Source organism: Methylobacterium pseudosasicola (genome assembly GCF_900114535.1).
GTDB classification, from domain to species: domain Bacteria; phylum Pseudomonadota; class Alphaproteobacteria; order Rhizobiales; family Beijerinckiaceae; genus Methylobacterium; species Methylobacterium pseudosasicola.
The window spans coordinates 1-12,146 of record NZ_FOTK01000079.1 but is presented as its reverse complement, the minus strand read 5'-3'; the positions used below and the strand labels follow the sequence as shown (position 1 = coordinate 12,146).

General features: G+C 65.3%; 9 protein-coding genes. 6 read left to right on the top strand and 3 right to left on the bottom strand.

All coding sequences use genetic code 11. The annotated features are described in order from the left end of the window. The 3 genes from BM228_RS31995 to BM228_RS31985 all read left to right on the top strand — a co-directional run. A partial coding sequence (locus BM228_RS31995) for a winged helix-turn-helix transcriptional regulator (protein WP_092047184.1) occupies nucleotides 1-372 on the top strand: 372 nt, incomplete at its 5' end. 377 nt (nucleotides 373-749) lie between these two features. Next, the gene (locus tag BM228_RS31990; protein WP_092047182.1) at nucleotides 750-2,714 is read left to right on the top strand and encodes an alpha/beta hydrolase domain-containing protein; all 1,965 of its coding nucleotides are present in this window, start codon (nucleotides 750-752) and stop codon (nucleotides 2,712-2,714) included. 1,214 nt (nucleotides 2,715-3,928) lie between these two features. Continuing rightward, the gene (locus tag BM228_RS31985; protein ID WP_092047180.1) at nucleotides 3,929-4,561 is read left to right on the top strand and encodes a tyrosine-type recombinase/integrase; all 633 of its coding nucleotides are present in this window, start codon (nucleotides 3,929-3,931) and stop codon (nucleotides 4,559-4,561) included. Nucleotides 4,562-4,967: 406 nt separating this feature from the next. Here the strand turns inward: BM228_RS31985 and BM228_RS31980 are convergent, their stop codons facing one another. The 3 genes from BM228_RS31980 to BM228_RS31970 form a co-directional block, all read right to left on the bottom strand. Then, nucleotides 4,968-6,320 (bottom strand): HlyD family type I secretion periplasmic adaptor subunit, encoded by a 1,353-nt coding sequence (locus BM228_RS31980; protein ID WP_092047178.1) that lies wholly within the window; start codon nucleotides 6,318-6,320, stop codon nucleotides 4,968-4,970. Nucleotides 6,321-6,525: 205 nt separating this feature from the next. After that, on the bottom strand, nucleotides 6,526-7,479 hold the full coding sequence (locus BM228_RS31975; RefSeq protein ID WP_244537421.1) for a M23 family metallopeptidase: 954 nt from the start codon (nucleotides 7,477-7,479) through the stop codon (nucleotides 6,526-6,528). A 140-nt stretch (nucleotides 7,480-7,619) separates the two neighbouring features. Continuing rightward, nucleotides 7,620-7,835 (bottom strand): hypothetical protein, encoded by a 216-nt coding sequence (locus BM228_RS31970; protein ID WP_092047176.1) that lies wholly within the window; start codon nucleotides 7,833-7,835, stop codon nucleotides 7,620-7,622. A gap of 387 nt (nucleotides 7,836-8,222) precedes the next feature. On the opposite strand from BM228_RS31970, the gene BM228_RS31965 reads away from it, so the two are divergent. The 3 genes from BM228_RS31965 to BM228_RS31955 form a co-directional block, all read left to right on the top strand. Beyond that, nucleotides 8,223-9,032 (top strand): hypothetical protein, encoded by an 810-nt coding sequence (locus BM228_RS31965; protein WP_092047174.1) that lies wholly within the window; start codon nucleotides 8,223-8,225, stop codon nucleotides 9,030-9,032. Between the two features lie 187 nt (nucleotides 9,033-9,219). After that, on the top strand, nucleotides 9,220-10,992 hold the full coding sequence (locus tag BM228_RS31960; RefSeq protein WP_092047172.1) for a type I secretion system permease/ATPase: 1,773 nt from the start codon (nucleotides 9,220-9,222) through the stop codon (nucleotides 10,990-10,992). A 957-nt stretch (nucleotides 10,993-11,949) separates the two neighbouring features. Continuing rightward, the coding region (locus BM228_RS31955; RefSeq protein ID WP_139234319.1) for a calcium-binding protein at nucleotides 11,950-12,146 on the top strand (197 nt) is incomplete at its 3' end.

Sequence of the window (12,146 nt, the reverse complement as noted above, 5' to 3'; positions counted from 1 at the left end):
GATGCCGCGGCCGAGTGCGCGCTCACCAACATGGCGCGGGTTCGTCCGGTGTTGGACAAGATCGCCGACAAGTGGACGATCCTGATCCTCACAGTGCTCTGCCCGCAGCCGGCACGGTTCAACGCGATCAAGCGTCGGCTCGATGGCATCACTCACAAGGCGCTGGCGGACGCGTTGAAGCGGCTGGAGCGTAACGGTCTGGTGACCCGGACGGTGCTGCCGACCGCCCCTATCGGCGTCGAGTACGCGATCACGCCGATGGGTCATTCGCTGCGTCAGCCGTTCGAGGCGCTGTGCGCGTGGGCCCTCGACAACGGTGCGGCGATGGAAGTGGCCAACCACGAGCACGACAGCATCAAGATGGAGAAGTGAGACTACGTCTGCTTTCGGCTCGCAAGCTTCTGGACCACCATGTCGTACAAGGGTTGATAGGAAGCCGTCCGCTTTTTCGGTCGGCCTCCTCCAAAGCAGCCATTCTGTTTTCGGCCAGACTGCGCCACGCTGGATCGCCGATGGGTTCAAAACCGGTCGTTCGGCTATGCGCCCATCTCGGCCGCTCAGTCGACGCTAGCGGCTTCTCCGAAGCGAACGTTGCAACAGCTCAGCTTGTCGGTCTTAGCAGCGCCAGTAGGCTGGCTGACAGGCCGGTCGAAAACGCAACGTCTCAGCAGGCACACTGCTCGACGCGCCGTGCTACCTGTGTTTGCTAACACCATCGGCCTTCCAAACGAGCCGAGCGGGGGGGGAGCATGGGGACAGGTCGGGTTTTGGCCTGCGCGCTCGGGTGCGCGCTTGGCGTCACGCCAGCCCAGGCGCGCATCATCAGCATCGAGATCGCCACCGTCGAGCCGTTTGCTGGAGGCGCGGAATTTGGATCTACCGGCGCTTACGAGCGGCTCATCGGAGCCGCCCACGGCGAGCTCGATCCTGCGGACCCCGCCAATGCCGGCATCGTCGACATCGCGTTCGCCCCGCGCAATGCACGCGGCATGGTCGAGTACAAAACCGACCTGTTTATTTTGCGGCCGAAAGACCCTGCACGGGGCAGCGGCATGCTGCTGTTCGAGGTGCTGAACCGCGGCCGCAAGTTCTTATTCAACTGGGTGCTGGATGCGCCGGCCCAAGCCGCCCAGGCCGTCAACGATCCGCGCAGCGCCGTCGATGCCGGCACCAGCCTCGTCTTGCGACGCGGTGACACCATCGTCTGGTCGGGCTGGGAGGCAGACGCGTTGCGTCAGCAGGGCGGCATGGCGATTGACGTGCCGGTGGCTTCCCAAAACGGCAAGCCGATCGTGGAGATCGTGCGCGACGAACTCGTCAGCGCCACCCGCGGGCCGCCGGAGGCGCCCTTCTATCTCACCTTCAAGGCAGCCAGTCAGGATAAGGCTGGCACGCAGCTTACCGTGCGGCGTCGGGAGGCCGACCCGCCCCGGCCCGTTCCGGCGGATGCGTGGCACTACGCGACGTCGCGGCAACTCGAACTCCTGCCTAAGGGAACCAAGCCCTTGCCGGGCTCGATCTACCAGTTCACCTACCAGGCCACTGAACCGAAGGTGCTCGGCATCGGTTTCGCCGCGACGCGAGACGTGGTCGCCTACCTGCGCAGCGATGCCGCCAGCGGCGCCAACCCGGCGGGCGGAACAATCCGACACGCGGTCGCGCTCGGCATCTCACAAAGCGGGCGCTACCTGCGCGACTTCATCTATCAGGGCTTCAATCGCGACGAGACCGGACACCGGGTCTTCGACGGCGTGTTGTCCCACATCGCCGGGATCGGCGGGGTCTTCCTCAATGCGCGCTTCGGCCAACCGTCACGAACGAACACGCAGCACGAAGATCATCTCTATCCGGAAAATACCTTCCCGTTCTCCGCGACGCCCCAGCACGACCCGGTGACGGGACGGACCGGCGCGCTCCTGCGCAACGATGGCTTCGACCCGCTGCTTATTGAGGTGAACACCGGCACTGAGTATTGGCAGAAAGGTGCCTCGCTGCTGACGACGGATCCACTCGGTCGCAAGGACGTCGCCTTGCCCGACCGAGCGCGTGCCTACCTGGTCTCGAGCGCCTTCCATTATGGCCGCGCCGGACTGACCTCGAATAGAGGACCCTGCGCGAACATGCGCAGCACCCTCAATCCGGCACCTGTCCTTCGAGCCCTTCTGGTCGCGCTCGAGGAGTGGGTGACGGACGGCACAGTGCCGCCGGACAGCCGGATTCCGCGCTTATCGGATGGCACGCTGGTCGAGGCAGCCCAGACCGGATTTCCTTTCATCGTCGGTGTGCCAGTCCCCACCGCGCCGAACACGATCGCGCGCTTCAGCACCTACGTCGATCCCAAGCCTGAGAGCGGGCTACAATACCGACCACTCGTGCCCCGCGTAGATTCGGACGGCAACGACGTGGCCGGCATTCGCCTGCCGGCCGTTGCCGCACCGCGGGCGACCTTCACGGGTTGGAACCTCTACGCTGATCCCTTCCCTGTGGGCTCCCTATGCGACCGGGAGGGAAGCCAGCTTCCGTTTGCACGAACACGAGCCGAGCGCGAGGCCAACGGGGATCCGCGGACTTCTTTGGAGGAACGCTACCCAGATCTGGATGCCTACCTTGCTGGAGTGGCCAAGTCTGTAGACGTGCTGGTCAAAGATCGCCTGCTTCTGCGCGAGGATGGCGACCGCTTGGTCCAGGCAGCACGGCAGGAGGCTACGCAATAGCAATTTTGGACGAGGCGCACCGATAGTTCGGCTATGCGCAAGCCTATACATCCGCGACAACCCTGGGCTGGAGACCAAAGCGGTGTTCGAGGAAATCGCCGGCGTCTTTGACAGACATCAGGCGCGCGAGGGCTCAGCCCCGGGCTGACGAGAGCGCATATCAGAGGGGAGTGCCTTCGTGAGACGTCACCTTGCCGTGCTAAACTTACTGCTTACGCTATCTCTATTGAGTATGGCGGCCCAGGCTTAGACCATCACCAAGGAAGATGAGCAGGTCGACGGCGTTGATCCCGGCACCCTCAAAGATGGCAGAATTCGTGTGAAATTAGCATTAAAATAGACACCCGGTTGCCATAATTAGCTAAAAATAGAAGTTTTTTACGGCTCTGCAGTGCGTCTACACTTCCGCGCAGCCTCGGACGCAAGCGGCACGTCTGGTTCTGTGGCCCGTCGAACCAAAGCGGTCAGGCCGCTTTCGGCCACCTCCGGCTGCCCCTCGGGCCCAGGCGAGCGTCTCTGATGGGTGGTTTGCCGCCGGTCCGCTTGTGGGCGATCAGTGCATTGTATCGGACATAGCCTTGGCGGCCGCTCAAGACGCACCCGGCTGCCTGGATTGCCGGGCTCGTGTCCCAGAATCCGCCATTCATCGTTCTTCCGTCAACGAATATTATCGAACACGATCCAGGTTCCGCATGGTCGAAAATCAATTTCCCAGCACTCGCTTCGAGCGATAGTGCCGCCGGGCGAGAAGAAAGCATTTAACGATAGCTCCCCCTATCCCGCCCACCAGAAGGATGAAAGAAACGATTACCCTCCCAAGGGGCTCGCCTGGAGACGACATTCTTGTATCTGCTGAGGACAATACCATCACATAGACAACGAGCACCAAGATAATACAGACGTATAGCAAAAGCAGATATGTTCTATTCAAGAACATAGCGATCCCGAAAGGGATCGAAGCTAAGATCAAAATTATGACAAACAGCGCCATGACCTAGCTCACGGTTCTGCAACGCTCTGGGTTAGGCTGCAAGCCGCCCCGAGCTGAAGTTGCAGGATGGCGGACGAACGGCCGCTTTGCAGCAGCAATGACGGCGGCCCGGGCATCTGGGTTGGGTCGCAACCAACCCGTCTGCTTAGGCTGGCCTCACCTCATAGGTATCGACTTGGGTGTCTTTTCGTCTCGTCGGCATTGGCCGGCGAGGAGATAAACGATGGGACACTCCGCATACGATACGGCCACGAAAGGGCGGCCGGCCTGGAACGCCGGTCGCAAGCTCGGCGCCAAGCGCGCCCTCAAACCTCAGCAGGTTTGGGCCATCCGGTTCTGGCTCGACCGCGAACGGCGCGTGCGCGACCGTGCGATGTTCGACCTCGCCATCGACAGCAAGCTGCGCGGCTGCGACATCGTCAAGCTCAAGATCGGCGATCTCGTCAGCGGTGGTCGCGTCCGTAGCCGAGCCATCGTCATCCAGCGCAAGACCAGCCGGCCGGTCCAGTTCGAGCTACTCGAACCTGCACGAACCAGCATTCTGGCATGGCTGGAAGCCAGGGGTGGAACGCTCGACGACTATGCCTTCCCGAGTCGGCTCGACGGCGTCACGCACATCAGCACCCGGCAGTATGCGCGCCTAGTCGATGAGTGGGTCACAGGCATCGGGCTGCGCAGCGAGGACTATGGGACCCATTCCCTGCGTCGCACGAAGGCTTCGTTGATTTACAAGCGGACTGGCAACCTGCGTGCCGTCCAGATTCTGCTCGGCCATACTAAGATCGAGAGCACGGTCAGGTACCTCGGTATGGACGTCGAGGATGCTCTGACCCTGGCCGAGGGTACTGAGATTTGAGCATTTGGCCCCTCGGCTACAGTGTCGAGGGGCATCCAAACCAGCCCAGCTGCAAAGCGCCCATTCCGGTCATTCAGCTAATGATAGCGGTCCTCCGTAAGCGGACGTTCGGCAAATGAAAGAATTTGTTGGTCCACTTCCTAGTTGGCGATCACGGTCGCCGATTCGCGGATGAAACGCCGATCTTGCGACGGCTTTCGACCGCAGCCGGAACCAAACATCTAGCTGCCAGGAGGACGTGACCGGGAACGCCGCGTCCCGGCCGTGAGCGACAGGGCCGAGCCGCCCACCGCCAGTCTCACCAGCCATTCGGCGCCTACGCCGCCACCTCTCCCCGTAAGCACGGCGCCACCTCCGGCCGCGCGCCGTCGTATCGCGCTGCGGAATCCGCGTCCCGCCGCCCGGATCATTTCTCACGCCACGCCTTGCTGATCTGGTCCATCAGGGGCTTCGTGAGGTAGGACAACACCGTCCGGTCGCCGGTCTTCAGAAAGGCGTCGACCGGCATGCCGGGGACGAGGTGGATCTCACCCAGTCGCGCGCGCTCGGCCTCGGAGACTCGGATACGCGCCTTGTAGAAGCTCAGGCCCGATTTCGGGTCCTGCGTCACGTCCGCGGCCATGCGATCCACGATCCCGCTGATCTCCGGCGTGGTGCGCTGATTGAAGGCCGAAAAGCGCAGCGTCGCCACCTGATCAATCTGGACATGATCGATATCCGTGGGCTCCACCCGGACCTCGACCGCGAGTTCGTCCGATTCGGGGACGATCAGCATCGCGGGCTCGTTCGGGGTCACGAGGCCGCCAACCGTGTGTACCGTCATCTGGTGGACGACGCCGTCCTGCGGCGCCCGGAGATCGGTCCGCCGGAGCTGATCGAGGGCGGCCGTCCGCTTCTCCTCGTATTCCGACCAGCGGCTCCGGATCTCCGTAAGGTCCTTGCTGACCTCGTTGCGCATGTCCTCGTCGACCTGCATGATCTGCAGCTCGACTTCGTTGATCTTGCCCTTGGTCTGCGCGATCGAGGCGGCGAACTTGCCGCGATCCCCGTCTAGCCGCGCGGCTTCCCGTTCGAGCGCCGTCAGGCGGGGAAGCTGGACCAGGTTCTTGAGCCACAGCTCGCGAATGCCTTTCAGCTCCAGGTCCACCGCGGTGACTTCCCGCGTCTTCGCGGCGGCCTGATCGTTGATCCCGGCGATCTCCTGGCTGAGCTGGGCGATGCGCTCGCGAAGCTGGGCCTTTCGCCCCTGGCGCGCTTTGGTGCGGGCCAGGAACAGACGCGACTCGCTATCGATCAGCCGGGCGACCGCGTCGTCCGATGCCGCTCGGGCCTGGAGATCGGAGGGGAAATTGAGCGCGATGTCGCCGTCGCGCTCGGCCTCCTCGCGCGTCCGTTTGGCCGCGAGGGCATCCATCGCGCGCAGAACGGTGTCGAGGGTCGCGCGCGGCTGCGTTTCGTCGAGGCGCACGAGGATGTCGCCCAACCTGACATGCTCGCCTTCACGCACCCGCAATTCGCCGACGATGCCGCCGATCGGATGCTGAACCTTCTTCACGTCGCTCTCGACCACGAGCCTTCCGGACGCGATGACGGCTCCGCCGATCTGCGTGAAGCTCGCCCAGCCGCCGACGCCGCCGACGAGGGCCGTGACCAGCAGGGCGGTGAAGCGGACCTGTCGTCGGATCGCCGCCCGGGACGCACGGGCGGCGGTGGGCGAGGCGGCCTGTGGCGCGACGCGCATCGGAATGGCGGTGGGCATCCTGTCTCCTCCTCAGGGGCGCGACGCGGGCACGGCGTCCCGGCGCGACGGGCGGGCGATCGAGCTGCGGGCTGCCGAGAGGTCGGGCTCTCAACCCGACGCTCGACCCGACCGGTCCCAATGGGAGGAGACTGTGCCGCATCGTCGTGGCGCGGGTCCGTGAACCAGGTCACACAGCGGATCAAGCGGCCCGCGTCTGACCGCGCTACGGGAGCGTCGCGACGAAGCGATGCGCCACGACCAAAGTGTTCTCGCGCAGGACCTCGAAGGTCGCCTCGTAGGTTCCCGCCGGGAACCCCTTGGCCGGACGTCGCCTGCCGGTGAAAACCAGGGATTGCGCCCGCGGGTTGACGAGGGGCGGCAGCTGGGTCTCGGCGAAGATCTGCCCGTCCGGAGCCCGGATGACGAGACGCTGCACGTCGCCAGCCTCGAGGCTGATCGCCCGGATCCAGGCCACCAGGGTCTCCGCCCGCGCGTCCAGAGGACGGGCGGCCGCGGCCTCGACAGCCGCCATCGTCACGGGGCTGTCCGAGAAGCCGGCATTGAGGATTGTCGCGGATCGGTAGCCGAGGCTCGCCCCGACCGCATCGTCCCAGAGGCTCCCGTGGCGGCCGCCACCGGCCGAATCGTCGGGCGCGAAGGGATCGACCGTGAGACCGGCGCGGCGGACGGTGAAATGGAGATGCGGAAACTCCGTGGCGCCGGAGAGGCCGGTATGACCGATGGCCTGGCCGGCCGCCACGCGCTCGCCGGGCCGCACCGCCACGGTGCCCTCGGCCAGATGGCAATACTGCGTTTCATAGAAATCCATATGCCCGATGACGAGGCCGTTGCCGCACTCGACGCCCGCCACCTTTGTCATCCCGGTCTCGTGAACCGAGACGTCGGGTGCGTCGTTGCGAATCCGAAGCACCGTGCCGGCTGCCGCCGCCCGCACGAGTCCGAGCGGGCCGGCAGCGTCGACCGAGGTCGGAAGGCGGAAGTCGGTGCCGTCGTGTTTGTCGTAGGTCTGCCGACCGCCGGCGAAATCGCGCGCGCCGGAACCGGGGTCGCGATCGACATAATACTGGACGAAGCAGGTCCGGCCCGGCTCGCAGGCTATCGGAAGCTGCAGTCGGAGAGGCTCGGCCCCCGCGCGAATTGGCCAGAGGGCCAGCACGACGAGGCAGGCTCGAGCCCTTTCCCATCGCGTTGCGATCGGGAACGGCCTGAAAATCTTGATCTGTGACATGCTCATAATCGGTTTGCTCGCTGCCGCCGAACCGGCCTCCGGTTCGGCGGCGATTGCTCCGGAATGGCTCATCTGAGGCTCCCGATGATCCAGTTCGGCGGCAGCAGGTCGCCTTCCGCGGTGACGATCCAGGGCTGCCGGCCCGGATGGGTCAGGGCGACGGCCGCCGCGGCGATCGCTTCGCGCATGCTGTCGAACTGCTGAGGGTGCTTCGGGAAGAAGCGGGCCGCTTCGGCGTGCCAGATCTTGAGGGACGCGGGCCGTTCGAGGGTTTCGACTTCCATCGCTCTGAGTCCTTGTGCGGCGTGCGCGCACCGCGTCCCGAGGGGGCCGGCGGCGGCGTTAGGCGCAGGTGACCTGCTCCTATTCAGGCCCTGATCGTTCCACCCGCCGGGGTCGACGACTGTGAGCGAGATCACCGAACCGTGCGCCGTGACGGTCGGCCCTGCCGGGGCGGTGGCGCCCGTCGCTGCCATCGATCGGACATCGAGGCCCGCGCCCGCACCCCTGAGCCGGGCCGAGGGCCGGTCGACCCTGCGAGCCCCCGCCCTACAGGCGTGATCCCGATCACAGTCCGCCGCGGGACTGCCGGTCCATATCGATCTCACGACACGCGGCAGACGCGATCCGGTGGCCGCAACCACACCAGCGATGCCCCGAGGAGACCTAACATGTTCGACTTTCTGAAGAAGAGGCTTCAGGCGCTGGCGCCGAAGCGGGTCACCGAAGTGGGCTGGGCCATCGCCGACACCAAGGCGGCCCTGATCTGGGACGACCCGGAGCCGTTCCGGCGGGACCTCGGCCGAGCGGCGTCGGCCAAATCGGTGCAGGGATGCCCGGCGGCAGTGGATTTCGATGCCCGGCACATCGTGATCCGGTGCCCGATCGACCTGAATCTGCGCATCAGCCTGGAGGAGGGGCGTGCCCCCGTCCTGGAGAATGCGGACGGCGCCCGCAGCACGATCCGGCCCAAGCACATCAGCCAGATGGTGAGCGTCGTGAACCCGGCGGAGTGGCGCCACCCGAAGCGACCGATCCTCCAGATCATCACGCCCTACATCTTCCTGTCGGACGAGGTCGCCTACATCAACCAGCTGCCGCCGTTCCTCGATTATCAGGACAACCCGCTTCCGGGGACGCTGATCAGCGGTCGCTTCCCTGTCCATATCTGGCCGCGCCCCCTGATGTGGGCGTTCGAGTGGCACGATATTTCGAAAAACCTGACCCTGCGCCGCGGCCAGCCCTGGTTCTACGTGCGCTTCGACACCCTCGATCCCGCGAAGCCGACGCGCCTCGTGGAGGCGGAGATCACGCCGCCGGTGCAGCACTACATCGACACGCTCAGCGGCGTTTCGAACTACGTGAATCGCACGTATTCACTGTTCGAGCGGGCGAAAAAGCGCCGGCCCGCCCAGTTGCTCGTCCCGCGCACAGACCGGAAGCCGACGCGTTTGGCCGCCAAGTGCCCAATGGCCGCGTGAGCACATTCGGGTGAGTCCCGCGGGGCCCGCCCGATCGAACGGCCCGGCGACCGTCGAAAGCCCTGGGTGTGAGCCGCCTCACGGACGCCCGTCCGGAGGGAGTCCAAACCCAGGCATCCGGGACGGGCGGGCCGCATCCATGTCGGGCTGCTTCGGCCAGACCATTCCAACAGAGGGGCGATGCGCGATGAAACCGGCTTCCGTCGAACTCAGTGCGGCGCTCGCGAGCTGCCGCTCGGCCCTGGTCAGCCTTATTGTCACCAGCGGGCTCCTCAACGTCCTCTATCTTACGGCTTCATTCTTCATGCTGCTGATCTCGGACCGCATTCTCCCGAGCCGGTCCGTGCCGTCCCTCGTCGGCCTCGTCCTCCTGGCCCTGATGCTCTACGCGTTCCAGAGCGCCCTGGAGGCTCTGCGGGGCCGCATCCTGAGCCGGATCGGCAATGTCCTCGACGAGTGCCTGAATCCCCGCGTCTTCGACGCGCTGGTGCGCGGTCCGCTGGACGGAACGGCGCCTGCCAACAGCCAGATGCCGCTGCGTGATCTCGATCAGGTGCGCGGCTTCCTCGGAGGGTCGGCGCCGACGGCGCTCTGCGACCTACCCTGGATGCCGCTCTATTTCAGCATCTGCTTCCTGTTCCACCCGCTGATCGGCGTCGCGACCGTCTCGGGGGCGCTGCTCCTCGTCCTGATCACCCTGGTCGCCGACCGGCTCACCCGCGGCCCGTCGCAGGTGGCGATGGAGCACGGGCAGCGCCGCAGCACCGTAACCGAAGCCAGCTGCCGCAACGCCGACGTGCTAATCGCGATGGGCATGCAGGGTCATTTCGCGGCCCGGTGGGAGGAAGCCCACCACCATTACCTCATGGCGCAGCAGCGCATGACCGATGTCGCTGGAGCGTCGAGCGCCGTCTCCAAGGCGGCCCGCATGGCCTTGCAATCCGGTGTGCTGGCGCTCGGCGCCTATCTGGTGATCCGCGGCCAGAGCTCGCCCGGCATCATCATCGCATCCTCGATCCTACTCGGCCGCGCCCTCGCGCCGCTCGATGCGACGATCGCGAACTGGAAGGGTGTCATCGCGGCGCAGCAGAGCTGGATCCGGCTCGCCGACACGATCAGAAAGGCGCCGGCCGTGCGGCACATGCCCGTCCTGCCGGCGCCGACGCGGATGCTCAAGGTGGAGGGCGTGAGCGTGGCCCCGCCGGGCGGCACGCGCCTCACCGTGAAGGAGGTGAGCTTCAGCCTGAAGGCGGGGCAAGCCCTCGCGATCACCGGCCCGAGCGGATCCGGCAAGTCGACCCTGGTCCGAGCGCTGGTCGGCATCCTTCCGCTGAACCGGGGGACCGTCTGGCTCGATGCCGTACCGATCCCGCAATGGCAAGCCGCCGATTTCGGCCGCCACGTGGGATACCTTCCGCAGGAGGTCTCGCTCTTCGCCGGCACGGTGGCGGAGAACATCGCCCGCTTCACCCCGAACGCCGACCGCGCCGGAATCGAAGAGGCCGCACGACAGGCCGGAATCCACGAGCTGATCGAACGCCTGCCGCAGGGCTACGACACCGCGCTGGGCGAGGGCGGCACGGGCCTGTCGGGCGGCCAGAGGCAGCGCATCGGCCTCGCCCGGGCGCTGTTCGGCTCGCCATTCCTCCTCGTGCTCGATGAGCCGAACGCCAACCTCGACGGCGAGGGCGACGCGGCCTTGACCCAGGCCATCCTCAGCGTCCGCGCCCGCGGCGGTGTCGTCATCATCGTGGCTCACCGGATCAGCGCACTCGCGGCTGTGGACCTGATGCTGACAATCGAGGCCGGCCAGGTCGCGGCCTTCGGAACCAAGGACGCGGTGCTTCGCAATATCCGCGGACGGTCGGGCAGCGAAGCGGGCGCCGTGCGGGCCGACGCCCGTCCCGGTCGCCCGTCGGTGAGCCATCCTCCGATTCAGATCTTGAAGGAGAGCGCCTGATATCTCTCGCATCCCGGTGGCGCCGGCATTTGGCTGGCGCACAGGCGAGGTTCTCTCGAGCGGGCGGTCCGATCATCCGGGCCGCCCGCTCTCGCTTGGCCGGGGCGCCGCGCGGCGTTGGCGGCCAAGGGGCGCGCGCCCGAGGATCGGAAGGACGCGTCGTGGCCGCAGGACGCTGTCCCGCCTGCACGGCAGATGCGACGCACAGCCCAGTCGCCTGCGCTTCGTGTGTCCACGACGCGGAGTTTCATGCGCTGTCACCCGCCAGGGGATCCACATGTTGGAAAATTCATCTCCTGACAGGGTGACGATCTGCGCTGTCGTTCTGGGGCTTCGAAGGCGAGCCCGGACTCGCTGGCGGCCCGTGCAGGTCCGGGCTCTGCTGCGCGGCCCCGGGATGACAGAAAGGGGTGGCTTTATTCTCCTATCCTACACCTCATCCTAAGGTGACAAAGCGAAGGGGAGGCCTCGAAGGAACCCTCCAGCCAGCCGCGCGATCCCTGGAGGGCTCCTTCGAGCCTCGCTTCGCTCACACTTCAGGATGAGGTGGAGATCAGGATTTCCATCCGCCACGCGTGTCCAACGATTGATATTCTCGGGTCAAACAGGCTCTGCGGCGTGTGGTCTCAAGACTATCACCCGTGCCGATCCAGGTTCGATCATCGGCTTCGCCTTGCCGTTTTCGAAGCCGTCGGACGCACCGGAATCCTGAGCCCGCAGGCGGGGTCCGCGGAAGCCGGCGCAGGCCGCCCAGGACGACCGATTGCTTGGTCGGCAGCCTATAGTGATCTCCATCACGGTAGACCGCCTGAAATCATCATAAACCGAATTTGGCTTTGACGAGGAAATTTCCGGATCAAGCCTCCCGCACCGAAGATTATTTCTGATGCTGGGAAACAGGAGAATGAAGTTCAGCAGCACGGCACAGTGCCGTCAAACATTCGATGGAGCAGGAACATGACCAAGATCTATGGAACCGATGGCAACGACACCATCTATGGCGGCAGCGGCAACGACACCATCTACGGTGGTAGCGGCAACGACACCATCTACGGTGGTAGCGGCAACGACACCATCTATGGTGGCAAGGGCAATGATACGATCTACGGTGGGTCGGGCAACGACCACCTCTACGGTGGCAAGGGCGACGACAC